This is a genomic window from Nonomuraea maheshkhaliensis (assembly GCF_039529435.1).
GTDB lineage: Bacteria > Actinomycetota > Actinomycetes > Streptosporangiales > Streptosporangiaceae > Nonomuraea > Nonomuraea maheshkhaliensis.
This window is the reverse complement of sequence record NZ_BAAAMU010000149.1, coordinates 1-24,444: the sequence shown is the minus strand read 5'-3', so window position 1 is coordinate 24,444 and position 24,444 is coordinate 1. Positions and strand designations below refer to the sequence as shown.

Annotated in this window: 21 protein-coding genes and 4 pseudogenes; 12 read left to right on the top strand and 13 right to left on the bottom strand. The window is 68.0% G+C overall.

Going from position 1 to position 24,444, the window contains the following annotated elements:
* Positions 1–107 precede the first annotated feature (107 nt).
* Positions 108–785 (bottom strand): annotated as a pseudogene (locus ABFX54_RS49295) (helix-turn-helix domain-containing protein); the annotation flags it as partial.
* A gap of 356 nt (positions 786–1,141) precedes the next feature.
* Between ABFX54_RS49295 and ABFX54_RS49290 the strand changes: the two are divergent.
* Together ABFX54_RS49290 and ABFX54_RS57390 are read left to right on the top strand one after the other, a co-directional pair.
* Positions 1,142–1,594, top strand: a complete 453-nt coding sequence (locus ABFX54_RS49290; RefSeq protein ID WP_346114098.1) for a VOC family protein — start codon at positions 1,142–1,144, stop codon at positions 1,592–1,594.
* A gap of 928 nt (positions 1,595–2,522) precedes the next feature.
* A complete protein-coding gene (locus tag ABFX54_RS57390) occupies positions 2,523–2,690 on the top strand; it encodes an alpha/beta fold hydrolase (protein WP_487047336.1) in 168 nt (55 codons plus the stop codon).
* A 153-nt stretch (positions 2,691–2,843) separates the two neighbouring features.
* Here the strand turns inward: ABFX54_RS57390 and ABFX54_RS49280 are convergent, their stop codons facing one another.
* Positions 2,844–3,314, bottom strand: coding sequence for a MarR family winged helix-turn-helix transcriptional regulator (locus ABFX54_RS49280; RefSeq protein ID WP_346114095.1), 471 nt, complete (start codon positions 3,312–3,314; stop codon positions 2,844–2,846).
* Positions 3,315–3,424: 110 nt separating this feature from the next.
* Here ABFX54_RS49280 and ABFX54_RS49275 point away from each other — a divergent pair, with 110 nt between their 5' ends.
* The 3 genes from ABFX54_RS49275 to ABFX54_RS49265 are packed head-to-tail and all read left to right on the top strand — an operon-like array spanning position 3,425 to position 5,150.
* Positions 3,425–3,994, top strand: a complete 570-nt coding sequence (locus ABFX54_RS49275) for a YceI family protein (protein WP_346114093.1) — start codon at positions 3,425–3,427, stop codon at positions 3,992–3,994.
* Positions 3,995–4,032: 38 nt separating this feature from the next.
* Positions 4,033–4,800, top strand: coding sequence for a pirin family protein (locus tag ABFX54_RS49270; protein ID WP_346114092.1), 768 nt, complete (start codon positions 4,033–4,035; stop codon positions 4,798–4,800).
* 50 nt (positions 4,801–4,850) lie between these two features.
* The gene (locus ABFX54_RS49265) at positions 4,851–5,150 is read left to right on the top strand and encodes a GNAT family N-acetyltransferase (RefSeq protein ID WP_346114091.1); all 300 of its coding nucleotides are present in this window, start codon (positions 4,851–4,853) and stop codon (positions 5,148–5,150) included.
* Positions 5,151–5,391: 241 nt separating this feature from the next.
* On the opposite strand, the gene ABFX54_RS49260 is transcribed toward ABFX54_RS49265, so the two are convergent.
* The 4 genes from ABFX54_RS49260 to ABFX54_RS49245 all read right to left on the bottom strand — a co-directional run bounded on the left by ABFX54_RS49260 (position 5,392) and on the right by ABFX54_RS49245 (position 8,223).
* Complete coding sequence (locus tag ABFX54_RS49260) at positions 5,392–6,615, bottom strand: low temperature requirement protein A (protein ID WP_346114090.1); 1,224 nt, start codon at positions 6,613–6,615, stop codon at positions 5,392–5,394.
* A gap of 279 nt (positions 6,616–6,894) precedes the next feature.
* On the bottom strand, positions 6,895–7,827 hold the full coding sequence (locus tag ABFX54_RS49255) for a DUF5996 family protein (protein WP_346114089.1): 933 nt from the start codon (positions 7,825–7,827) through the stop codon (positions 6,895–6,897).
* 13 nt (positions 7,828–7,840) lie between these two features.
* On the bottom strand, positions 7,841–7,984 hold the full coding sequence (locus ABFX54_RS49250; protein ID WP_185105361.1) for a hypothetical protein: 144 nt from the start codon (positions 7,982–7,984) through the stop codon (positions 7,841–7,843).
* A complete protein-coding gene (locus ABFX54_RS49245) occupies positions 7,984–8,223 on the bottom strand; it encodes a hypothetical protein (protein WP_346114087.1) in 240 nt (79 codons plus the stop codon). Before ABFX54_RS49245 ends, ABFX54_RS49250 begins: the two co-directional genes overlap by 1 nt.
* Before the next feature lie 41 nt (positions 8,224–8,264).
* On the opposite strand from ABFX54_RS49245, the gene ABFX54_RS49240 reads away from it, so the two are divergent.
* Positions 8,265–9,494, top strand: coding sequence for an integrase core domain-containing protein (locus ABFX54_RS49240; RefSeq protein WP_346114086.1), 1,230 nt, complete (start codon positions 8,265–8,267; stop codon positions 9,492–9,494).
* A gap of 286 nt (positions 9,495–9,780) precedes the next feature.
* Here ABFX54_RS49240 and ABFX54_RS49235 read toward each other — a convergent pair whose 3' ends face one another.
* Entirely contained in the window at positions 9,781–10,383 is a 603-nt protein-coding gene (locus tag ABFX54_RS49235) for a TetR/AcrR family transcriptional regulator (protein WP_346114085.1), read from the bottom strand.
* A gap of 131 nt (positions 10,384–10,514) precedes the next feature.
* Between ABFX54_RS49235 and ABFX54_RS49230 the strand changes: the two genes are divergently transcribed.
* Positions 10,515–11,642 carry a DUF418 domain-containing protein gene (locus ABFX54_RS49230; RefSeq protein ID WP_346114084.1) on the top strand — a complete coding sequence of 376 codons (1,128 nt, stop codon included), beginning with the start codon at positions 10,515–10,517 and terminating at the stop codon, positions 11,640–11,642.
* Between the two features lie 595 nt (positions 11,643–12,237).
* Positions 12,238–12,576 (top strand): annotated as a pseudogene (locus ABFX54_RS57310) (IS982 family transposase); the annotation flags it as partial.
* Positions 12,577–12,851: 275 nt separating this feature from the next.
* On the opposite strand, the gene ABFX54_RS49225 reads toward ABFX54_RS57310, so the two are convergent.
* On the bottom strand, positions 12,852–15,083 hold the full coding sequence (locus ABFX54_RS49225; protein WP_346114083.1) for an MMPL family transporter: 2,232 nt from the start codon (positions 15,081–15,083) through the stop codon (positions 12,852–12,854).
* A complete protein-coding gene (locus ABFX54_RS49220; RefSeq protein ID WP_346114082.1) occupies positions 15,080–15,205 on the bottom strand; it encodes a hypothetical protein in 126 nt (41 codons plus the stop codon). Before ABFX54_RS49220 ends, ABFX54_RS49225 begins: the two co-directional genes overlap by 4 nt.
* A 96-nt stretch (positions 15,206–15,301) precedes the next feature.
* Between ABFX54_RS49220 and ABFX54_RS49215 the strand changes: the two genes are divergently transcribed.
* The gene (locus ABFX54_RS49215) at positions 15,302–15,895 is read left to right on the top strand and encodes a TetR/AcrR family transcriptional regulator (protein WP_346114080.1); all 594 of its coding nucleotides are present in this window, start codon (positions 15,302–15,304) and stop codon (positions 15,893–15,895) included.
* A 218-nt stretch (positions 15,896–16,113) separates the two neighbouring features.
* On the opposite strand, the pseudogene ABFX54_RS49210 reads toward ABFX54_RS49215, so the two are convergent.
* A pseudogene (locus tag ABFX54_RS49210) lies at positions 16,114–16,212 on the bottom strand (hypothetical protein); the annotation flags it as partial.
* A 927-nt stretch (positions 16,213–17,139) separates the two neighbouring features.
* Entirely contained in the window at positions 17,140–18,297 is a 1,158-nt protein-coding gene (locus ABFX54_RS49205; RefSeq protein WP_346114079.1) for an alpha/beta fold hydrolase, read from the bottom strand.
* Positions 18,298–20,841: 2,544 nt separating this feature from the next.
* Here ABFX54_RS49205 and ABFX54_RS49200 point away from each other — a divergent pair.
* The 3 genes and pseudogenes from ABFX54_RS49200 to ABFX54_RS49190 form a co-directional block, all read left to right on the top strand.
* The gene (locus ABFX54_RS49200; protein WP_346114078.1) at positions 20,842–21,564 is read left to right on the top strand and encodes a hypothetical protein; all 723 of its coding nucleotides are present in this window, start codon (positions 20,842–20,844) and stop codon (positions 21,562–21,564) included.
* Positions 21,540–22,640, top strand: coding sequence for an integrase core domain-containing protein (locus ABFX54_RS49195; RefSeq protein WP_346114077.1), 1,101 nt, complete (start codon positions 21,540–21,542; stop codon positions 22,638–22,640). The genes ABFX54_RS49200 and ABFX54_RS49195 overlap by 25 nt, the downstream gene beginning before the upstream one ends.
* Positions 22,641–22,878: 238 nt before the next feature.
* Positions 22,879–23,013: pseudogene (locus ABFX54_RS49190) on the top strand (hypothetical protein); the annotation flags it as partial.
* A 45-nt stretch (positions 23,014–23,058) separates the two neighbouring features.
* Here the strand turns inward: ABFX54_RS49190 and ABFX54_RS49185 are convergent.
* Positions 23,059–23,637, bottom strand: a complete 579-nt coding sequence (locus tag ABFX54_RS49185; RefSeq protein ID WP_346114075.1) for a nuclear transport factor 2 family protein — start codon at positions 23,635–23,637, stop codon at positions 23,059–23,061.
* A 46-nt stretch (positions 23,638–23,683) separates the two neighbouring features.
* Positions 23,684–24,444: FAD-binding oxidoreductase (locus tag ABFX54_RS49180; protein WP_487047335.1), on the bottom strand; the 761-nt coding region annotated here is incomplete at its 5' end.

The window sequence follows — 24,444 nt, the reverse complement described above, 5'->3', positions numbered from 1 at the left end:
AGCAACGGCTACCGGCCGGCCTCCGGCAGCGCTCGATCCGTCAGCCCACCTATCCAGTTTAATTGCCATTGCGCAGAGGAGAACGGCATGATCGCCGGTTTTGCCGTTCAACTTGGCGTTTCGTCGACGGAAGCGCCGGTGACGAACGCAAGAACGTCTGCAGCCGTGGCGAAGTGACGGGTGGCTGGTTCGGGCAGATGCCCCTCCTGTTTGAGCAGGGGAAGGACGTCATCGACGGCGTTGCGGATGGTGCCCCGGCTGACACCGAACAGATCGGCCAGGGTCTGTTGGTTGCATAGGTGGCGCTGGGCCAGGACGGTGGCCAGGATGCGGTCGATGTCGGTGATCTTCTGGGGGAAGACGCCGCGGCGTGTTCCCGGTCGTCGGTCGCCGCCGCGGCGATGGTGGCGGCGCTGTTCGAGGAGGGCCTGGTAGGGAATGGCGAGCCGCTCGGCCCGGGCGTGGAAGTCGCGGCGAGGCATGCCGGTCAGCTGGGGGTGAGTCAGCGCCTGGAAGATGTGCATCTGGCTGGTAACTGCGCCGTGGTCGAGCCAGTCATGCAGGTCCTGGGCCTGAGAGAAGTAGTGCGTCGTCTGGTCCAGCGTGATCTTCTGTTCGTCCATGAGGGCGCGGGGTTCCCGGATCGCCTCGCCGATGGTGACAGCGTTGATGCCGAGCAGAGCGGCCAGGACTTTTTGCGGGCAGACCTGACGCAGGTAGATGCCGGTGACCAGTACACGGTCGGCATGGGTCAGCAGAGGCCGGCCGTGGTTGCCCGGAGCCTTGAAGTACTTCACGCAGCATGGGCGGTTCCCGCGCGGGCGGGCGGAGTTTCCTGACGAGGTGGTCGACTACGTCGCGAAGCAGACCAAGACGTCGGCCAGATGTGACGTTCGTTGCCTGACTAACCCCCGCCCGGCCGGGCATGACCCCCTTGCGCGAGAACGGCGCACGACCGATCCGGCCGAGGGGGGACGGCGATGGGGCGGCAGGTCTGGCCGCGGCTGCGCGTGGCCGGCTCGCACGAGACCCGTGACACCTTGCAGTGAGGCCCGCTGCCGAGGTCGCCCGCTGGGATCGGGACGCCCTGGAGCCGACCCCGCCCGCTGGGCGCACAAAGCGCACCACAACCTGTGAGGGAATGAGCATGGTCGACCGCGAACAACTGCCCGCGCCCGTCGAGGGGCTCGTAGTCACGCACTTTCTGACTGTCCGGGACGTGGCCCGCTCGCGCGCGTTCTACGCGGACGTCCTGGGCGGCGAGGTCGTCCTTGAAGAGAACCCGGCGATCGTGAAGGTCGCCAACACGTGGATCATCATGAACCCCGGCGGCGGCCCCACCCCGGACAAACCGGACGTTACGCTGCGGGCGCCCGAGCCCGGCGACCCGGTGACCGCCTTCATGAACGTCCGCGTCGCCGACATCGCCGCCTTCCACACGCACGCGACGTCGCTCGGCGCCCGGTTCCTCACCGAGCCGATCGACCGCAAGGCCGAGATCCGCTGCTACATGCGCGACCCGGACGGGCACCTCATCGAGGTCGGCCAAGCCACCGGCATGCTGCACGACGTCTACGCAGACCCGCCCGCCTGATCCCGTCCGGCCGGGACGGGCGTGAGCGGCGCATGAGGAGGCGCTGCACGCGGTCGACTACCGGGTCGCGCTCGATCCCGACGACGATCAGGTGCGGCGAGTGTGGCCGATCACGTGACCTGGTGAGTTCATCCGGCTGGAGGGTCGAGCTCAGCGGGGACGGCGGCGCTGGACGGGGTCGGCTTCGGTGGTGATACACGCGGAGGTCTCCTCACCCAGGCGGACGTATCTGGAGTTCCGTCGGGCCCGCGTCGTCTCCAAGGGTGGCGCCATTCAATACGTGCACCGGCCCACCCCACCGCCCGGATCCTGCCCCGCCTGCTGACCGGCCGCACCTCGGGGCCGGTGTTGCTGGCCGACCGGCGCGCCCCTGCCTCCGGACGCCGAGCGCCGGCCACAGCCGACATCGACCCCACCACCGGCCGGGGGCGGCTGTCCTACCCCCGCGCCGAGTACCTGTTCAAGACCGCCTCCGCCGAACTCGACCCGCACCGCCAGGGCTGGACCCTGCATCAGCTCCGGCACTCGGCGCTGCAGCATCTCGCGCAAGCTGGACGCACCGCACCCAAGCTTCAGGCCAAGAGAGCCGCCACCAGCATCTGGCGAGCCTTGGCCGCTATGCGCGGCCCACGAGAGGGGGACGTGACATGTGCCGTTCCTTGAGCAGCGACGCCGCCTGCCTGCGCAGCGTCGTCCTGGACTCCGTGCAAGGGCCCGTGGTCCTGGTCGGCCACTCCTACGGCGGCTCGGTCATCAGTGTCGGCGTACGGGGCCATGTGCAGAGTCAGGTACAGGTAAACGTGCAGAGGTGAGCGGCGTGCCCGCCGCCACCGCCGCGATCATGGCCGCCACCCAGCGGCCGGTCTCCATCCTGGCCCTGGAGGAGAAGGCCACCAAGGCCGCCTGGAAGGACATCCGCTCCTAGGCTCTGATCGCCGGACAGGACTACAACATCCCGCCCAAGGCCCAGCAGTGGATGGCCGAACGCGCCGACGCCCGCACCGTCACCGTGGAAGACGCCTCCCACGCGGTCTCCGTCTCCGAACCCGCCGCGGTCACCGACCTCATCAAGCGCGCGGCCCGCGACACCCGCTGAGCCACCATGGGCCACGACCAACGACAGCCCGCACTCGGTGACCGAATGCGGGCAGTCAACATAGATCACGACAGGCTCGGCAGTGACCGCGACATGCTCGAACTCCACCTCGGCGCCCAACGCCGGGTGCGCCAATGCGGGGATCTGCCGCGTTCAAGGCGTCGCGTCCCGCTCCAACTGGGTGAGCACCTTGTCGGTGATGGCGGCGAGGCTGTCGAGCTCCTCTTCGGAGAGCGAGTCGAAGACGAGTCTGCGCACGGTGCCCACGTGAGCCGGTGCCGCCTGCTCGATGGCCGCACGCCCTGCCGGTGTCAGCACGATGAAGGCGCCGCGCCCGTCGTCGGAGCACTCCTCGCGCTCGACGAGTCCACGGCTCGCCATACGGGTGACATGGTGCGACAGCCTGCTGCGCTCCCACTGCAGGGCGCGGGCGAGGTCGGAGACCCGCATGCGGCCCTCGGCCGTGTCGGTGAGCCGGACCAGCACGTCGTAGTCCTGCAGGGACAGACCGGCGTCTGCCTGCAGCTCACGGTGCAGGGCCGCCGGCAGCCGCGCGTTCAACGCCAACCACCTGCGCCAGACACGCTGTTGCTGCTCGGTCAGCCACGGGCTCGGTGCGTCCATGGACAGAAGCCTACCCGGGAATAGTTGACACATCACCTAAGTTGGATACGTCATGTACGTGATGCGTCACCTAAATGGGTAACGCCCACTTGACCAGAAGGAGCAGAGCAGTGACCACCGCCCACGCCGTCCCCCCCACGCTGGCCGACCTGTCCGGCGTCTACGTCATCGACGCGGCGCACACCCGGATCGGGTTCGTCGCCCGGCACGCGATGGTGACCAAGGTCCGCGGCTCGTTCAACGAGTTCGAGGGCCGCTTCACCGCCGACCGCGCCGACCCGAGCCGGTCCAGCGCGAACGTCACCATCCAGGCCGCCAGCATCGACACCCGCAACGAGCAGCGGGACGCGCACTTGCGCAGCAACGACTTCCTCGCGATGGACGAGCACCCGCAGATCACGTTCGTCACCACCGGCGTCCGCCAGACCGGCGAGACGAGCCTGGAGCTGACCGGTGACCTGTCCATCAGGGGCGTGACCAACTCGATCACCATCCCGTTCGAGTTCGAGGGCGCCTCGACCGACCCGTTCGGCAACCTTCGGGCCGGCTTCGAGGGCTCGGCCACGATCAGCCGCAAGGACTACGGCATCACCTGGAACGCCGCGCTGGAGACCGGCGGCGTCCTGGTCGGTGACAAGATCGTCCTCGAGTTCGAGGTCTCGGCGATCAAGACCGCCTGAAACCACCCGGTTCACCACCCATAGAGAGGTCAGGCACCATGAGCGACATCATCCTTCCGGACGGCGTGGACATTCGCCGCGCCGCGGAGCGCTTCACGAGCGACTTCGGCTGGCTGGACTCCAAGCACTCGTTCTCCTTCGGCCAGCACTACGACCACCGCAACACTCACCACGGTCTGCTGCTGGTCAACAACGACGACGTCGTCGACGCCGGCACCGGTTTCGACACCCACCCGCACCGGGACATGGAGATCGTCACCTGGGTTCTGGAGGGCTCGCTGGTCCACCAGGACTCCACCGGCCACAACGGCGTGATCTATCCCGGCCTGGCGCAGCGGATGAGCGCCGGCCGCGGCATCCTGCACTCGGAGAAGAACGACTCCTGGCGACTCGGCGGGGAAGTCCACCGCGACCCGGTGCACTTCATCCAGATGTGGGTCGTACCGGATGAGAACAACATCACACCCGGCTACGAACAACTGGAGATCGAGCACGAACTGCTCTCCGGTGGCCTGGTCCCGGTCGCCTCGGGCATGAGCAAGCACGACGGCGAAGCGGCGATCCGCATCAGGAACAAGTACGCCGCCCTGTACGCCGCCCGGCTCCAGCCCGGTCAGGCCGTCCAACTCCCCGAGGCCCCTTACCTGCACCTGTTCGTCGCGCGCGGCGCCGTCAGCCTGGAGGGAGCGGGGGAACTGGCGACCGGAGACGCGGCCCGGTTCACCGCCATCGGCGGCCAGCGGGTGATCGCCACGGAGCCGGCCGAGATCCTGGTGTGGGAGATGCACGCCACCATCGCGGCCTGAGCCGACACCCACACCGACTGCTTCATCACCCGACCCTCGGAGACGACCACATGATCATCGTGACCCACAATCACACCGCCAACCGATTCGAGGCCCACGACGGCGAGACGCTCGCGGGGTTCGCCGCCTACATTCGCACGGCGGAGCTTGTCGCCTTCGTCCACACCGAGGTCGATCCGGCCTATGAAGGACGAGGTGTGGGTTCCATGCTGGCGCGCGAAGGCGTCGAATCCGTCCGGGCGGAGGGCCTGCGGGTGCTCGCGGTCTGTCCCTTCATCGCGGGGTGGCTGATCCGGCACCCCGAGTACGCGCACCTGGAGTACCGGGCGGCCAGCAAGGTCACGGACTGAATCCCAGGCCATGCGAAAGGAACGACCCATGGACCGTCCGGTCGAAGACACGTTCCCGCCGCTGACGGCGAAGGCCTACCACGGCGCGCGGCTGACAGGACGCTGACCCATCGAGCATCCTCTCGGCATGAGCGTGATCGCGATGCTTGCTGGGACTTGTCAGGCGCGTGCGGCTGTGGCGCTGCCGCCGTCCTCCGCCACGGCAATGAGGTGTGCCAGTCGATGGAGATCGAGCACCATGTCACCGTGCCTCCGGTGGAGGGTGGGGTACCCCGTCGCGGTGCGTGGCCACGAGAGCTGCTGTCAGCGTGGCCGCAGCGGCGATGCCGATGGACAGAATCACCCCGCCGACACCTAGGACGGGGGCGGCCAGCGCCAGCACCAGCACGATGACTGCCCCGGCAACCATCAGGCTCGGATGTGCCAGGCCGGTGTGTGTCAGTCGGCGCAGCCAGCACATGACCAGGACGAACCCGGCCAGCGGAACCGCCACCGCGAACGTCGCCGTCGTCGCGGCCACGTGGGCGCGATGCACGGCCACGTCAACGGCGACCTGTAGGCCTGCGCCGAGTGCGGCGACCGCGGCGAACAGCAGGTAATGGGCGTAACCCCAGAGCAATGCGATACGCGGCGTGCTCAGGGCGGCGTCCGGGCCCATGAAGTAGATCCACCACATTGTGAACACCAGGATGAGACCGCCAGCGGCTATCAGCAGCATTTGCCCGGAAACGCCGTGTTCGGACAATGCGGATTGGATGCTGGTAAGGCTAGCGAAGATGACCTCGCCGAGGACGATGATGGTGAACAGCCCGTAGCGTTCAGAAATGTGGCCAGGGTGCCACGACGTGGCCGTGCCCCGGAACTCGGCCCACATCGGCACCAGTAGTTCGGCGATCACGAGCACCGCGAGCCCCGTGTAGTCCCATGGATGCGGCAGCGCCAACCGAACAAGCCAGCCTGCCTGGACCACCATGATGCCGACGGCATACCGGATCCCCGCCGGGCGGCCGGTGGCATCTTGCCGAGCTACCCGCAGCCACTGGGCGACCAGCGCCACGCGCATCACCACATAACCAATGGTGATCACGGTGAGGTCATAGGAGGTCGCGGCGGCGGGCACCCCGGCCGCCAGCACCAGAGCACCCGCCATCTGGAGCAGAGTCAGCAGCCGATAGGCAACGTCATCGGTGTCGTAGGCTGAGGCGAACCAGGTGAAGTTCATCCACGCCCACCAGATCGTGAAGAAAACCATCGCATAGCCCAACAGCCCGACGCCGAGGTGGGCTTCGGTGACGTGGTGGTGCAACTGGGCGGCCGCCTGCGCCACCGCGACCACGAAACAGAGGTCGAACAGCAGCTCCAGCGGGGTAGCAGCGCGGTGCGCCTCGCGCGGATCCCGCGCCCGCATCGTGCGGAGCCATCGCCTGGCCCGAGTCGGGCTCGCCGATCGCCGATCGCGCGTCATCCGTTCCCCTTACGATCGTCAGAGTCGGAGGCCGCGTACCCGGTCCGCCTGACCGGTGTCGATTCGGCCGGCCTTCCCGCCGACGACGGTGAACATCGAGGCGGTGCCCTGTGTCGTCATGGCAGTCCGCGACCAGGGACCGTCCGTCGTCGGACTGGGAGAGGACGTCCATGCGACCGTGCGAGGTGGGCGTTGCCCCTTTCGCCGAGAGGCGACCTGCGCACCGGTACGCACTCGTTGAGCGCCCGCCCTCCCCGGAGGGCGGGCGCTCTCGTGTGTTCAGGCCTTCGCGTCATGCGGGTCCGTGACGCCCCCCGGACAGGCCAGCGCCTCCACATCGAGCCCCGTCAGCCGGGCACCCGCCTGGTAGGCGCTGTCAAGGAACTCCAGCACGGCGGCGACCGGATCGCCCATCGCGCGGACATCGTCGTACCGGAGTACCGCCAGGTGGCTGCCGCGCGCGGCGATCCACTCGGCCTGCTCGGGACGGAGCGGCTCCCGCTCCAGCCCCTCGGGTTCCGGCGCGGTGTAGGAGTAGAACGCAGGCCACGGCCGCTCCTCGTCGCCGAACCAGAACCCTGAGCTGATGACCTCCCAGCTGTACGCCTCGCGCGTCACCGGATCGGTCTCCGGCGATATGGGCGCCGCGCGCCCGGTGTACCGGGTGACGGCAATGTCGAACGTGTGCCAGAAGTGGTGCACGGGGCTGATCTTGCCGGAGAAGTCCGCCGCGAACCGGTCGAGGAGCTGCGCCACCTGGGACAGGATCCGCCAGTACCGGTTGATGAGCACCGGGTCGTAGCGCGCGTGCAGGGTGTCCTCGGCGAACGGCGTGTCGTCGCTCAGGTCGAACGGCACCGCCCAGATCTCCGGCCGGATCCCCAGCCCCGCCAGCGTCTCGAACAGCCGCTCGTGGAACGACGCCACCGACCGGCCGATCAGGCTGAACTCCGCACTGCGGCCGTCCAGCACGTCCACCACCAAGCGGTGGCGTACGAGGTCGAAGTCGATACTGAACAGCGGCTGCTCACCCAGCCCACCCATCGGCCGGGTGGTCAGCCCGCGCCCGGTCAGATGAAAGGGCACGTGCCACCAGTGGTTGCGCCGGTTGCTCACCGACAGCCGGATCTTGCCGACAATCTGCGTGAACCGGTGAAAGGTCTCCTTGGCCTCAGCCCACTCCGCGAGCGGCATGGCAGGGAAGAGCTCCATGACCGCATTGTAGCTACCGTGTGTAATCGAACGGTCTCCAAAGGTCGCGTGCGGAGAAGACGGCCACCCCGTGGTCGTGCGCGAGCGAGCGCAGGAGTTCCTGGCTGGACACCCGGCGCTCGGCATCGACCTGGGCACTGACCTGCACGATGTCCATCAGTAGATGAGACGCGGGCGCAGTTCGGCGCACAGAAGCGGGTCGTAGGCGTCGCGGATGATGGCGCAGCCGTCGCGGTTGAAGGCGTCGATCAGCTCAGGCGCTGGTGCTGTGGCGGGCGGGAGGGTGCTGGTGGGCATGGGGACTCCTGGCGAGATCACTGGTGGAGGTGGGAAGCCGGTGGTGGCCAGCAGGATGGGCGCGGCAGGGGTGGTGTGCTGGCCGGAACGTCGGCTCATGTTCACAGCGGGGAACCATTCGGATGTGTACCGCAGAGCCGGTGCGTCAGCACTTCGCGGCGTTTGTGCACACGGTTCAGGATGGCGGCGGAGATCCCCGCCCCGACCAGGGGCGCAAGCATGTACACCCTGTGGGTGCCCGAAGCTCGGGCGGTGGGGTTGACCTGTGGCTGGCTGCTTATGGTGTGGTTGGGCATGATCGCTGTTCATGGTCCCTGCGTCTGCTTTATCTGATCTTCGTCCGGCTCGCGGGTTGGCTGGTGCTGCTGGGTCGCTCGCAGAGGTCGAAGGACGCGGAGATTCTCGTCTTGCGTCATCAGCTCACGGTGTTGCGTCGGCGGGTGGCGAGACCTCGGCCGTCGTGGGCGGATCGGGCGGTGATCAGCGCGCTGGCGCGGCTGCTGTGTCCGGCCGGTCGTCGGCGGTTGTTCGTGACGCCGGGCACGCTGCTGCGCTGGCACGCGGATCTGGTACGGCGGCGTTGGACGTTCAAGCGTCGCAGCCAGGGGCGGCCTGCCCTCCGCGCTTCCATCCGGGCCTTGCTTCGTCTGGCCGGGGAGAATCCGCTGTGGGGTTACCGGCGGATCGCTGGGGAACTCGCCGCTCTGGGCTACCGGGTCGGGGCCTCCACTGTGTGGCTGATCTTGAAGAAGGCCGGCATCGTTCCAGCGCCGCGACGGGCAGGACCAAGCTGGAGTGAGTTCCTGCGTGCTCATGCTGAAGGGATCTTGGCGTGCGACTTCTTCCACTGTGACACCGTGCTGTTCAAACGGCTGTATTGCCTGGTCGTCATGGAGATCAGGATCCGCCGGGTGCACGTCCTCGGCGTCACCGGGCATCCGGCCGGGCCGTGGGTTGCGCAGCGGGCCAGGAGTGTGATGATCGAGTTGGGGGACAGGGCGGAGGGTTTCGGGTTTCTCATTCGCGATCGGGATACGAAGTTCCCCACGATGTTCGACGAAGTCTTCGCGGCCGCAGGCATCCGCATTCTCAGGGCGCCGCCTCGTGCTCCGCGGGCCAACGCGTTTGCCGAACGCTGGATCGGCGGTCTGCGCCGAGAGCTCCTCGATCGGATCCTCATCGTCAACGCCCGCCACTTACGACGCGTGCTGGCTTCCTGCGAGACCCACTTCAATGAACATCGCCCACATCGCTCCCTGGGCCAGGCCGCCCCGCTGCGAGCCCTTCCAGATCCGGCCGAGGCCGATATGAAGGTCATCCGACGTGACCGCCTCGGCGGGCTGATCCACGGATACGCGCAGGTCGCATAGGGCGGCCGAGTTCTTGGCACCTACAGCCGTATCGGGCCCATGGCAGGCGCCTCCTTATTATCCGGGGAACTTTCGGGAAGATCCGCCAGATCGCTGATGTGCATTTCGGTGTGTGACTTGGTCACTGGGTGACGTGATTTTGGGATCGCTATTTGTCGCGGCCGGATCGCGCGTCGGGACTACTACCGCAACCTGTCAGAGGGTGAGGGAGATGGCCGGCAACTGAGCACCAGCCGGCGGGTTGCGGCGATGAGCACTGGGCCCGCCGTACCCTGCCGCCTGTTTCCTATGAGCTGGTCCTCCCGAGGCCGATCGCGGGCAGGATGGCCTGCTCGACGATGGCCGCCAGGTCGTCGTCGCTGGGTGGGACAGCGGCGTCGATCATACGCTTGGTCACCAGGGCCTCGCCGATGTCGGCCACGACCGGGGTGAGCAGCTCGGCGGGGAAGTGGCCGCGTTCGGCGTAGTGCCGAAGGACGGTGCTGGTGAACGTGCCGCCGCGCTCGGCGAAGACCCGCTCGAACAGGGCCTGTGAGATCTGCGGTGTGCGCTGCGGGTCGGTGAGGATGGCCGCGACGGCGCGGCCGGCCGGGCTGAGCATCCAGTCCACCATGAGCCGCAGGGCGCGGATCAGGTCGCCGCGCAGGTCGTCGGCGCCCGGCGTGGGCTCCTCGACCGGATGCAGGTGGTGGAGCGCGTCGAGCAGCACCTCGACGGGGTCGGACCAGCGGCGGTAGAGCGTGGTACGCGGGGTCGCCGCCCGCTTGCCGATGCCGTCCATGGTCAGCCGCGCCACCCCGACCTCCGCCACCTCTTCCAGGACCGCCTTGTGGATGGCGCTGATGAGCTCCTCGCCACGCCGCCGGGTCCGCGCGTTGTGATCGCCCATCCTCACTCCCGCTTGCTTAAGTACACGGCTGTAGCTTACCGTGGGGCTTATTAGCTACAGTTCGTGTATCTAATTTCCTCAGGAGAGTCATGTCCTTAGCCCCACCTGCCCCTGTCCACTCCGGGGGCGCCGTGCCGCTCACTCATCGCGCGCTCGCCCCCGACCTCGCGCGCGGCCTCATGCTGCTGCTCATCGCCGTCGCCCACGCGCACATGTACCTGTCCGGCCACCAGACCGGCTTCCGCGGCTACGCCCTCGACGGCGGCCTCGTCGACCGGCTGGTCGCAGGGCTCCAGATCCTGCTGGTGGACGGGCGGGCCCTCCCCATGTTCGCCGCCCTGTTCGGCTACGGCTTCGCCCAACTGGCCAACCGACAGCTCGCCGCGGGCAAGAGCTGGCCGGAGACGCGGCGGGTGCTGCGGCGCCGGAGCCTGTGGCTGCTGGCGTTCGGGTTCTGCCACGCGCTGCTGCTGTTCTTCGGCGACATCCTGGGCGCGTACGGGCTGGTGGGGCTCGTCCTCATCGGGTTCGTCCGGCGCCAGGACCGGGCCCTGCTGTGGGCCGCCGGCGTCGGGCTGGCCCTGCACGTCGTCATACTCGCCGCGTTCGGCCTGCTCACCGTCTCCGCTCCCAAGGGCGACACGCCCGCGGCCATGGCCGACCCGATCGAGGCGCTGGTGATGAGGCTGATCGGCTGGTCGGGGATGACGCCCACCTACTTCGCGGTGAGCGTCGTGTCGGCGTTCCTGCTCGGCATCTGGGCGGCCCGCCGGCGGCTGCTCGAGGAGCCGGCCGCCCATCGGCCGCTGCTCTCCCGGGTCGCGATCGTGGGTGCAGGCGTGGCGGTCGTCGGCGGGCTGCCGTTGATGCTCGTGGACACGCGGGTCTGGGCGCCCTCGATGGCGGTCTCCGTGGCCGCGTACGTGCTGCACAGCCTGACCGGCATCGTCGGCGGCCTCGGGTACGCGGCGATCGTCGGGCTCGCCGTGAGCCGGATGCGGCACGGGGCGCCAGGCCCGGTGGTCGCCGCCCTGGCCGCGTGCGGGCAGTGGTCGCTGACCTGCTACCTGCTGCAGTCGGTGATCTTCGTGGCGGTGTTCGCGCCGTACGCGGGCGGTCTCGGCGCCAAGGCGGGGGACGCCGCCGCCTCGGGGATCGCCGTGACCGCCTGGTTGACCACCGTGGTGCTGGCCGCCGCCTTCCGCGGACGGCGGGGACCGGCCGAGACCGCGCTGCGCCGACTGACGTACGGCTCATAAGCTCGCACGCGCGGTGACCGGCGGACCGCCGAGGTCCTCAAGGGGTGACCATCAGCCCGGCTACGCTGAGCTCATGGTCTTCCGGCGATTCCTGGGCTTCGCCGACGAAGACCTGCTGCTGGCCGGGGTGGTGGTCGCCGTCGACGACCACGGCGCACGCGGACCAGCCGACGTCGGAATCTGTGACGACCAGCCGGTGGCCGACTGGCCGGTAACATCTCCAGCACACCGATATCCGCCTACGCCTGCCACAGCCGCGGGCTCCCCACCCCCAACCCCGCTGAATAAGCAGCGACCGGAACAGCCGCAAGTACTCCGACCGGTCCGTGGCCCCATGGCCTCCTCGACCTCGGACGTCGACAGAGCAACGTTCTCCCGGGTCTCCCGGCCGCGCAGCCGGCCACGCCTCAGGTAGCCGCCCTCGATGACGAAGTCCTCACGCCCGCGCAGCTCCGTCTCCGACAGGTCGCGGTAGTAGTCCCGACGCGCCATCGGGCCGCGACAAAGAGCGATCCCAAAATCACGTCATCCAGCGATCCAAGTCACCTTTCGGTGATCGGCTGCGGGCGTGACGAAAGGCGTCCATGGCCGGTGTGTGAAGACAGACTTGGACGCCCTTCTGACCGCACTCTATGTCTATCTGGACGATCACGTGATGCCTTCGCGGGGAGGGACTCGCGGGCGGGGCCGGCCCCCGGTGCTGACCTCGGCCGAGGCGGTGGTCGTGGCGGTGGCCCAGGTACTGCTGTGATCAGGAGCGCTACTGGCTGCGGATCGTGGCGGCCCGGATCGGTCATCTGTTCCCGCGTTGCCCTCCCAGGCCGTCTGCAACCGGCAGTCGCGCGAGCTGGGCCCGCAGATGTCGGCGGCGGCCTTGTGGATCGCCCGCCAGGTCCCCACCTGGCACGAACCGCTGCGGCTGATGGACGGCACTGGCCGTGCGACTCGCCGATCGCCACGAGCCGATGGTGCTCGAAGGCCGCGAGCACCACCTGGGTGAGGTCCCGCGCGGCCACGCCGGTCCTGCTCGTCGAGTTGCCCATGGCTCTGACCGTCGAGCTGGTCGTCAGCAGTCCACCGGCCACCGTACCGGCACCGGTGGCGGCGAGGAACCTACGCCGCGTCAACCGTCAGGGGAATGTGGCTCGTGCTTCCGGGATGGTTGTACGGCACCGCCGGTGTCGGCCGAATGTCAGCCGCTCGCCGGGATCAACCCGGGCCTGCCGGGCCGGTAGCACGGTCAGGCTGGTGGAGAAGCGTCCGCGGCGCGCCTGCGGGCCACCAGTTGAGCGGGCCGGCCAGGCGCATGAGGCTCGGCACCAGCACGGCCCTGATGACGGTGGCGTCCACCAGCACGGCCACGGCCATGCCCACGCCCAGCATCTGCACGAACGTCACCCGCGCCGGGGCGTAGGCGGCGAACGTGAGCGCCAGGATCCCGCCCGCCGCTGTGATCAGCGGCGCGCCCCGCTGCAGGCCGGCGGCCACGGCCCGCTCGGTGTCGCCGGTCCTGTCGTACTCCTCCTTGATGCGTGACAGCAGGAACACCTCGTAGTCCATCGACAGCCCGTAGGCCACGCAGAGCATGAGAATCGGGATGCTTGGGTCGAGGGTCCCGGTCGGGGTGAAGCCCAGCAGGCCAGACAGGTTACCGTCCTGGAAGACCCAGACGATCGCGCCGAACATGACGCCGAGACTGAGGACGTTCAGCAGCGTCGCCTTGAGCGGGATGATGAGGCTGCGTGTCATGAGGAACAGGACGGCGAACGTCACGCCGAGCATGAGCGCCAGCACCAGCGGGAGTCGGTCCACGACCGAGGCCCGGTAGTCCGACAGCTCGGCCGGGTAACCCCCGACCAGCACCTCGAAGGGCGGCTCGATGGAGCGGACGGCCGCCACCAGGCGTACCGGGTCGTCGGCCAGGGCGGCGGCCGAGGGCACTGCCGACAACCAGGTTCCCTGTTCGGTCGCGGTGGTGCCGCGGAAGCGGATCGGGTCGCCGTCGCCCACGCGGCGTCCCCCGGCGAAGGAGCCGGCGGCAGAGTCGACCTGGGCGAGGCCCGGCAGCCGGGACAGCGACTCCGCGTACGCGGATATGTCGCCCGCCGCCGGACCTGTCGAGATGATCTGGATGGCGTCCGTCTCCTCGGCCGGGAACGACTGGCGGATGACCTCCTGCGTCTGCCGGGAGGCGGCCTCCGGCGGCAGGATGCGGTCGTCGGCGACGCCGAAGCGCAGCCCGAGGAAGGGTGAGGCGAGCAGGAGCAGCACCGCCGTCGCCAGGCCCCCGAAGACCAGCGGGCGGCGCATCACGCGCACGGCCAGCCCGTGCCAGAACCCCGACTCTCCGGGCTCGGATCGCGTGGACTTGGGCAGCAGCGTGCCGCCGATCGTGGCGAGCACGGCGGGCAGCACGAGCACCGCCGCCACCAGGCCGCCGACCACCACGGCGATGCCCGCGTAGGCGAACGAGCGCAGGAAGTCGAAGGGCAGCGCGAACAGAACGGCCAGCGACATGGCCACGGTGAGGCCGCTGAACAGCACGGTACGGCCCGCGTGCTCGACCGCCCCCGCGATCGCGCTCGCCCGGTCTCGCCCGTCGCGGATCTCCTCGCGGAAGCGCTGGATGACGAACAGGCAGTAGTCGATGCCGAGCCCCAGGCCCATGGCCAGGGTCAGATTCAGGGCGAAGGTGGAGATCTCCGTCCAGAGCAGGACGCCACCCAGCAGCGCCAGCCCGGTCACCATGGCGAACACCCCAGCCAGGATCGGCACCAGAGCCGCCATCGCGCGCCGCTGGTAGAGCCAGAGCAGCACGAACGCCACCGGGAAGATCACCAGCTCCGCCCGGACGAAGTCCTGCCTGGCCAGCGGCACGGTCTCGCGGAAGACCTCCTCGCCGCCCCCGGCACGGACCTGGAGCAGGTCGTCACCGGCGGTGATCCGCGGCACCAGGACGGGCAGCACCCGGGAGCGCACGTGATCGGCGTCGCCGGGGACGCGCACCACGATCAGCGCGTGCCGGCCGTCCGCACTGCGCATGGTCGCGGGCTTGCCGCGGGTCCAGTACGAGGCGGCCTCGGCGACGCCGTCCTCGCGGCCGACCCTGGCGGTCAGTTCGCGACCCGCCGCCGCCACGGCCGGGTCGTCCACGGTGCCCTGTCTCGCGGTGACCAAAAAGATCATGTCCGGGCTGCCGGTGCCAAATCGCCTGGCCAGCTCGGCGTGCGCCCGGTCGGACTCCGAACCGGGCGCCTCGAACCTGGCCAGCGACAATCCCGAGGCCGCGCCGGCCGCCAGCACGCCCGCGGCGATCAGCCCGGCCAGCGCCAGTGCCAGCACCAGCCGGCGACGGCGGACGAGCAGGAACCCGAGCCTGCGCAGCGGCGGCCCCACCGTCATTTCCCCGGAGTGCCTGGCCGGGGCGCCGACGGCCGTCACGGGCGCAGTCCCAGGACGTCGAGGAGGCGCTCGAAGCTCTCCTGATCGTGCTCGCGCCACCACCAGCGGGAGTGGATGTCGGTGCCGAAGTTGCCGCAGCCCGTGACGAGCACGGTTCTCATGGGGTCTCCCGGGGAAACTCGGTAAACTGCTCGTGTTTCTCTGCCGAGCCTAGAAATACAAGTAAATGCTCGCATTTGTCAACGAGGAGGTCGGCCATGCCTGAACGCTCAGTCCGTCGGCAGGCGCGCGGCCTGAAGCGCATGGCCGAGATCCTCGACGCCGCCGAACTGGTGGTCGCCGAAGTGGGTTACCTGGAGCTGACGACGAACCAGGTGGCCGCGCGGGCCGGGATCTCGCCCGGGTCGCTGTATCAGTTCTTCCGCAACAAGGAGGAGATCCTCGACGGGCTGGTGACGCGCTACACCGATGACCGGCAGGAGTTCTGGGCCGCCCAGCTCGCCGCCGTCAGTCCGGATGTGCCGCTGGAGGCGCTGGTGGAGCGGCTGGTGGAGGAGAGTGTGGCGTTCAAGACGGCCTCGCCCGCGTACTGGTCGCTGCTGTACGGCGCTGCCACCGGCGATCGGCTGGCGGCGGCCTCGCAGCAGTTGCACGAGGCCATCGCGGGGCACATCGCGGCCATGTTGCGCCGTCGCACTCCCGGGCTGCCGGAGGAGCGGGCGCTGCTCACCGGGACGATGGCGCTGGCCATGGTGAAGGCGGTGATGCCGATGATCACCACGGCCACGCAGGAACGGGCGGCGGAACTGGTGGCCGAGCTGCGACTGATGCTGGTGCGGTACCTGAGCTGAGCGCGCCGCCAGGTGCCAGTGGACAATCGGGCAAGCCTTTCCGGCGGCGTCCGTGCGCCCGCTCGACCGGTGATCGCCATGAACGCGCCACGCGCTCGGGTTCCGGCTGGGGATCGGGCGTCGGCGGGGCCGGGCGCGGGCGGGGCCAGCGGGCGGGGCAGCCACCAGTCGCGGTGCCCGAGCAGCCTCATCAGGGCCGGGAGGAGCAACATGCGCATCACGGTGGCGTCGATGAGAATGGCCACCGCCACGGCGAATCCGGCCTGCTGGAAGTCCAGGCGTCGGGTGAACGTCAGCCCGGCGAACGTGACGGGCATGACGGTTGCGGCCGGCGTGATGGGTGCGCCTGCCGAAATTACATCCGTGCAGGTCAAGCGGCATGTGCGTCCTCATGAAGGACGCCGCTGAGCCGGTCTCGTCGGCGTATGTGCAGGTCACTGATTCGCCCCGGGTCCGTGATCGGGTCCGGGGCAGGACGCAGCGGGCGGCTTGGTCCAGGGCGTGCATCAAGGTGGCGTGTAGAGGTAGAGGCCTTGACCTGCGGTGACAGCGTCGATCGCCGCAGGCGCAGTCGCGCGGGACCACCCCGGCCGCGGCCGCCTGGCCGGCCAGTTCGACGGCGATGCGCCACTTGGTCCGAAAAGCCGGGTCGTTCTTGCCCCGGGGCGAAATGATGGGCCGGGCATGCAGCGGATAGTAGATCCGCTCATCAGCCCACAGCGTGCTCACCGTGACGATGCCGTTGTCGGTCTTGCCCAGGCGGCCCCAGCCACTGGCGGCCCACATGCGCGGTGGCCTTCCCATCGTTGCGGTCCCCGCTGTCATCGATCACCAACACCCCATCCGGATGGGACGCGGTCGCCGCCTCGGCCGGCAATGACTCCACCCGCCGGGCGTTGAACCCGCTCGGGATCCCAGCACGACTCCGACAGGAAATACTGCCCCCGCTGCGCCGCCGCGCTCTTGGACCCGGCCACCGGTTCCGCCCCGGCCGGCGCCGCGGCCGTCTTGTTCCGCTCCCGCGGCGCCGGCAATCCCGTCACATACTCCCGGAACCCGCGCCGCTGCCCCGGATGAGTGAACAGATCATCAAAACCTGGCCGCGTACCCCTCCAGCGCCCCTGGCGCGGGCGGAGCCGGTTTGGGCTTGGTCATCGCCTGGCTCCCTTCTCGGGAGCCCCCGCGACACCATCCCCGCCCAGCCAGAATCTTGATCTAACGGACTATCGGTAGCAGCCGACGGCTCATTCGCGCGGCGCGTGTTGCCGCAGGAACGTCCGCACCACGGCTTGTGACTGGTCCGCCCTGGGGCTGAGCCAGAAGCCCAGGTGATCCTCATTCTCCAACCAGTAATGTTGCGCGCCGGGTATCCGCTCGGCCGCGTATTCTCCATGGTCGAAGGACACATCGCCGTCCTGCCTTCCGTGGATCATCAACGTCGGAGCCGTGATCCGCTCCAGAGGCGAACCGCCGCGCCGGGCTTGCGCCGCGTCGTTGTCGGTGCCCGGCCAGCGCTCCTCGTAGGGAAATGTCGTTTCGAACATCGCCTCGAAGAGCGTCCGCACGCGTGGCGTGTTCATGATGTACGAGAGCCGCCCGGCCCGCTGTTCCTCGTTGAAGGTGCTGGTCTCGTCCAACGTCGCAGAGACCACGGTCTCGAACGAGAGCATCGCCGTCAGCCGGGTGAGCTTCTGCCCGACGGTGTTCAGGAACGTTCTCCGCAGTGACGAGCTCGGCTTACCGGGGGGCTGCTGTTTGCTCACTCCGCCGATGGAGACCATCCCCCAGATCCGATCCGGATGGCGTGCGGCGAAGGTGTAGCCCACCGGGCTCCCGGCCGAGACCGCGAGGACTCCGACCCGGTCGATGCCGAGCTCATCCAGCAGCGCGGCGAGCAGGTCGGCCTGCTCCTCGTTGGTCCGGCCGCTCTCCAAGGGCGTGCCGAGGTAACCGGGCCGCGAAGGACTCAGGATGCGGAACCCGTCCTGCTGCAGCCAGCCGGCGAACAGCCGTCCCTGGTCGGCTCCGCCGAGCCCGGCGTGAACAGACAGCAGCACCGGACCTTCCGTACCGTACAGGTCGTACTCGATCGGGCCACGCCGTGTCTGGGCCGTCCGCAGGTCGATCTGGACACCGGGGAAGAGCTCCCGGCACGGGCCGGTGTCGATGCTGCCGTCCCAAAGAAGCAGCCCGGCGACTACCGCGGCCGGGATCCCGACCAGGACAGCGAGCACCACTCTGAAGATCTTGATGACTCTTCGCTTGGGCGCCGCTGCGACACCCTTCGGTATCTGGCCTGAAGTCACGGCAGCGTCTCGATGGCGGCCTGGCGCGTTGCCTGGACGAACCTCAATGGGGTCCTCATAACCCGCAATGGTCGTCCAGCCGCTGGTGCGGGTCATCCCACAGGTGGAGTCTTCTGCCACTACCACACCGGGATCAACGACTGACCGAGCTACAACGCTGGGAGCAGCCCGCCAGTACGGTGGTGAGAGCACTGACCACCCATGACTGAGGGGCTCCCGCGACAACTCCAACAGCGGAAACGGCCGAGATGACAGCTGGTACTACAAGCAAACTTCGTACAGCAGCGGTGGAAGCAGTGGCTGTGGAAGTCCAGATCCCCAGAGCGTTCCAAGATCCGCACCCAGGAACCCTGGAAGTGGCCAAACCAGGCAGCCCACAAGGCCAAACCAGCCCAAGAAGCCCAACACACCCAAGAGACCAACCGAGCCACCAAAACCGCCCAAAAGCCCAAGGACAAGGATGACGAGCCTAAGAAGAAGGAAGAAGACGAGCTTCCCCCCGAGCTAGAGGGTGGCCTACGTGAGGCGGTCTACCCCGGCGGCAGCTCATATGCTTCCAGCGGCGGATCTCCTTGCATCCTCTGCACCTCATCCGGCATTCCGACAGTAACCCCTGTCGATGTCCCCACGGATAGCTTGCCGGTGTACGAGCCTTCTGACGACTTCTGGCAAGGAGCAATCGACACGAGCGCAGGGATCTTCCAGGGCATCTGGGAGATGACGTGCATCGTCTGTCACGCCATACCTGGTTTTACTGAACTCCCGCAACTTCCCTCCCAAGCTTTCGGAGCGGATCCAAGTTCGCCCAATTACCGAACCGGCTACTGGGCGCCAGGCCTGCTGTCCATGTTCGTTACCCCGGAAGTTGGCACCGTCAGGCCTGGAGTTATCCCCAAGGTTGACGGCAAGGCGCCGACGCTCGGAGGCAATGCAATGGTGAACGCTGCAGACCGAGCAACTGCACACCTACTACGTGCTGGCGGGCAGCACGCCGGTATTGGTTCACAATGCAGGGCCATGTCCGGAGGGGGTTGGAAAAGGCTGGAATCAGGGAACTTTTGCTTCTCCGGAGGGCGGTTTCCGATTCCACTTTGATAAGCATGGTGCGCCAGGCGAATGTTACGCCAGAGTAATACTTGCGGGATTCAAACGGCTGGGCGGCGCGACTGAGTCAGCCTGGAGGCAAGGCGGGTTTGAACGCAAAGAGAATGCCTTTTGATGACGGGAAATTCGGCGTGAAGTACACGGATCCGAATGGAGATATGGGCGGAATCATCGGGCCGGATGGAAAAGTAGTTTCTTTCTGGCATACGAATGCCCACTAGGTATGGGAATAATGATGATGAGCTTTATGGATTCCTATACTCTTTGGCGTCAAGTGCCATTCCCTAAAAGCGGGGCAGATGAGGGTCTGATTCTGGCGCACAGTGACCTGGCGGGCGCCGACGAGTACGTGACGACGGTAATCCGATATGTAGAACGTGGGATCTTCAAGCCAGCCCCAGTTGACGTTCTTGCATTGCTTCGGGAACTTATGCATCGAATTGATAGGCTCGGTAACAAGGCATCGGGCGGCGACCGGGTAGTTGCTCGGTCGCAACACGCATATGCGGCGCTACTCCACCTCGTATATTCCCAATTTCTTGAGGCTGGCGGATCGCGCGAGTAGTGTGCGAGTGCTGAAAATTGCCAAGCAGAAACTGGGGTCAGTGAGGTGATCTCGTGCGCCCAGCAGAGCAGGAGGTGAAGCCGTGACGTAGCGGTGGATCTTGATGTTCGTAAGCTCGTCGTCGCTTGCCGGTGAAAGTCCGGTCCGGGTAGCTGCCAGGTGGCCCGGTAGCAGGCTGGCGGCCTTGTCTGGAACGGGCGGGGTCGAAGCCAGCGTCAAAGGCTCTGTAAATGGGGGAGCGACGATGCGGTTCGTAGCATGAAGCGAAGCCTGCGGCGTCGTTACTCAGCCCGCCCTTCGGGGTGGGACAAGGGAGTGCCGAGTCTCTCGAAACCGGGGCGAAGGCCACGGACGCGGTGAAGACCCTGGAAGCGCAGCCGTCAAGGACTCCCCGGCGTATGGGGCGCGGAACGCATCGATAGTGACGACGGGAACTGGGGAGGCCCTCCCCAGCCCGGCGACCTGCGGATGATCGTGTTGCCGGAGCGGCGCGCTCTATAACCGGTCGAAGCCGGGAAGTGGGCGGTGAGCCGGGTGGGCGTCGGAGGCGGCCGTAGTACCGATCGAGCCGACCGGACAACATAACCGGCGGCGATGGGAAGGGCCGCTGCTTCGTCGATGCGTAGCGACTGACCAGGGAGGGGCCCGGTGAGTGCCGGTCAGGCTAGTCCCGCCGCTTCGGGATCGCGGGAACCACGGGTTCCGCGTGATCCGGTCCGTGCCCTGCAGCATGCGCTTTACCGGGCGGCCAAGGCCGATCCCGGACGGAGGTTCCACGCGCTGTTCGACAAGGTCTGCCGCAGAGACGTGCTGCAGCGCGCGTGGGTGGCGGTGCGCACCAACAACGGTGTCCGCGTACGACCTCGTATGTAGGTGAGGCTCCGGCGAGTTGACCCGTTCCTCGCCACAGAGTTGATCATCCTTCGGATTGTCGGCAGGGCAAGCAGACAACCCGAAGGATGACAACTCTCATGATCCTGGATCAGGAGTCCTGGATGAACCTACGCCGTTTCCGCGGCCTGCATCAGGCGGGTGCCACCTATAAAGAGATCGCCGAGGCCACCGGCCTGGACTGGCGGACTGTCAAGAAGTACCTGCAGCAGGACGCCCCTGCCGCACCGCCGAAGGCGTCCTCGCGCAAGGGCACTCAGCCTCAGGTGATCGAGCCCTACGTGCACGTGATCGACGCGATGCTGCGCGCCGAGCGCGCCATCACCGCCTCCACGATCCATGAACGACTGGCCGCCGAGTACGGCTTCGCCCACTCCTACCAGCGGGTCAAGCTCTACGTCGCCCAGGCCAGGCCGCGGATCGCCGCCGAACACGACGGCGACGCCGAGGGCGCAGGCCGGGAGCGGCTGCGGGGACTGCACCGCCGTTTCGAGGTCACCCCAGGAGCTCAGGCGCAGGTCGACTGGGGTGAAGAAGGCCCCCTGCTGTCCGGTCCAGGTGCCGGCGCGGGGAAGGTCTACTCCTTCCACATGACGTTGTCGTACTCGCGTGATCCGTTCTGCCTGTTCACCGCCCGCACCGACCTGGTGACGTTCTTCGAGTGTGCGCCTGCCGATAATTACATCCGCCCAGGTCGTGGCCCTGCGAGCGCTTTGTGTGGAGTACGCGAGCCCCGGTCCCTCGGGAGAGGGGAGTGCGTACGGCAGGATGATCGGCTGTGCTCCTTCGCCTGGCCTATCTGACCGTCATGAACGCTTTCGCCGCGCTGCGGTTGCTGCCCATGGGCAATCGGGACAAGGACGTGGAGATCCTCGCCCCGCGTCACCAGATCACCGTCCTTGAACGACAACTCGGGGCCGACGCCCGGGTGAGATTCGCGCCCGAGGATCGAGCTTTCCTGGCTGCGCTCCTGACCTCGCTGCCCCGGGAGGTCCTGCGTCGGCTGCGGCCGCTCATCCAACCGGATACCGTGCTGCGCTGGCATTGCGATCTGATGAGACGGCGTCATGGCCGTACCTGCCGGCCGAAGCGACGTGGGCGCCCGCCCACGGTCCGCTCCATCCGCGTTCTTGTCCTGCGTCTGGTTCGGGAGAACCCGAGCTGGGGCTATCGGCGGGTACATGGTGAACTCATCACGCTTGGCATCAAGGTCGCGCCGTCCACGGTGTGGGAGATCCTCAAGCAGGAAGGTCTTGATCCGGCGCCTGATCGGGCCTCCACCACTTGGGCCGACTTCCTGCGCTCGCAAGCCGACGTCCTGATGGCCGCCGATTTCATCGAGACCATCACCCTGAACGGGCAGCGCCAGTACATCCTGGCCGTCATCGAGCACGCCACCAGGCGCGTTCGTGTGCTCGGCACCACCGCGCACCCGAGCGCGAACTGGGTCATCCAGGCGATCAGGAATCTGGTGATGGATCTGGAAGGCGCGGGTTGCCGGGCACGCTTTCTGATCCGAGATCGGGATGGGAAGTTCCCGGCCCTCATGGACGAGATTCTCGCCGAGGCCGGCATTGAGACGGTGCTCACCGGTATTCGGATGCCGCGAATGAACTCGATCATGGAGCGGTGGGTGCAGTCATGCCGCCACGAGCTTCTCGACCGCTGCCTGCTCTGGAACGAACACCACCTGCGGCACGCCCTGCGCGAGTACGAACACTTCTACAACCAGCACCGAGCCCATCAAGCCCTGCACCAAGCAGCCCCGCTGCGCACCGCCCCCGATCCAATCACGGATCCCGAGCAATTCACCGACCTGAATATATGCCGACGAGACCGGCTCGGCGGCGTCCTCCACGAGTACTCGCAAGCGGCTTGACCTGCATGGATGGAATTTCGGCAGGCGCAGAGCTGCCGCGTCCGGCCGGACTTCGGCGCGGCCCACGGCACCTCAATGGTCGGATAGCAGATTATAGTTCCGCCGCCGTTCTCCGCTCCTCGGCCTGCACGGTGTCCGCCTGGCGACGCTGTCGAGTCCACTGAAGCTGTAAGGATCGAGCTGCTGCTCGTTCAGCGCGCCAACACGTTGTTTCTCCTCCGCCAGCGACTTCGTCCGCTGTATCAAGCAGCTGATGGACCTGCTCGGCCAGCTCGGCAACGCCGCCCCGCCGGACAGCAGGATCAAGCAGACGGCCTCCAAGGCGATTGACGCGATGTGCCGCGGCGTCGTGGCCTACTCCTCGCTCACCTAGACAGGCGTCCGCTCGATCCGGCTGCCGGCCGATCCGCCGGCGCGATCAGGAGCCGGAGCCCCAGCCGCGCGGCGGGGCGAACTTGCCCTGGCGCAGGGTCCAGTACTCGGCGTTGCGGCTGACCCGCCCGTGCCGGTCGAACGTCATGACGTTCGTCTCGATGATGGTCATCCACTTGCCGCCGCCCTTGAGCGTGATCCACAGCTCCACCGCGGCACGATCGCCCTGGATGACGGGCTCGCCGTAGCGGGTGGTGACGTCGGACTGCCCCTTGGTGATACCACGCCAGTACTTCCTGATGGCCGCACGCCCCACGAACGTGCGGCCGGGGTCGCCGGGCACCTCCTGGTAGACGGCGTCGCGGGTGAAGAGCTTGCCGACGGCCACGTCGTCCTTGTCCTTCCACGCCTGGAGATAGAGCTCCACCCAGCCGATGACGGTGGCGCGGTCCAGGCGGGTGGAGCGGGCGTCCGCCGCCGTGGAGTGGCCGGTCGCGGACGGGACGGTGGCGGCAGGGGCCGCGGCGAGCGCCGCCGGTGCGCCGGGGACGGCGCCCGGGAGGGTGATGGTCGCGGCCAGCGCGGCGGCGGCGGCCAGGGTGCGGGCGGTTTGCTTGGTGATCACCGGGTTCTCCTTCAGGATTCGAGGTAGGGGATCGAACGTCGGCTGGTCAGCTGAGGACGGGGAAGTTGCTGCGGAACGTCCCCCGGGGGTCGAGGGTCCGCTTGAGGGAGCGGAGCTGGGCCAGGGTCTGCGGGGTGAAGGCGCTCGCGGCGCGCTCACCCGGCGCGAGGAAGGTGAACGGCTTGCGCCCGGTGGTGTGGGGAATGAGGGCGTCGGCCAGCTCGGTCTGACGACCACCCACGGCGGCGCCGCCGTCCTGGCCCGGGATGCCGAACATGTAGAGGGCGAACGGCTCCTCCAGGTGGCCCGCGGCCGTGTCCGTCGGGCGGGCAAGGGCGCCGCCGAGGTGGCGGAGCTGGACGCTGAGCAGGGGGGCGACGGGGCGTTCGAGCACCGCCGCCGCGACCTCGTCGGTCAGGCCGAGGAGCAGCTCCGCCCGTGACAGGCCGGGGCCGGGGTCGGCGGGCTCGGCGGTGATGGAGCCCAGCTCCGCGACCGGGAGCAGGGCGCGGGAGTCGGAGATGATGCCGGGGATCTTGTCCAGGGGCCGCAGCAGGGTCTCGGCATCGCCGCCGACGCCGAGGAAGGTGACGTCGATCGCGACCAGCGGGGCCGCGCCGGGGAACTGCAGCAGCTCGTACCAGACGGTCAGCTCGTCGGGGGCCTCGGCGGTGATCTCGCGGTAGGCGTCCAGTACGGCGGGGGCCAGGTCGGCGGGCCACAGCATGCGCCCGCCGTACAGGAGCGGCGCCGGGTGCAGGTCGAACTCGACCGCGGTGACGACGGCGAAGTCGCCGCCGCCGCCGC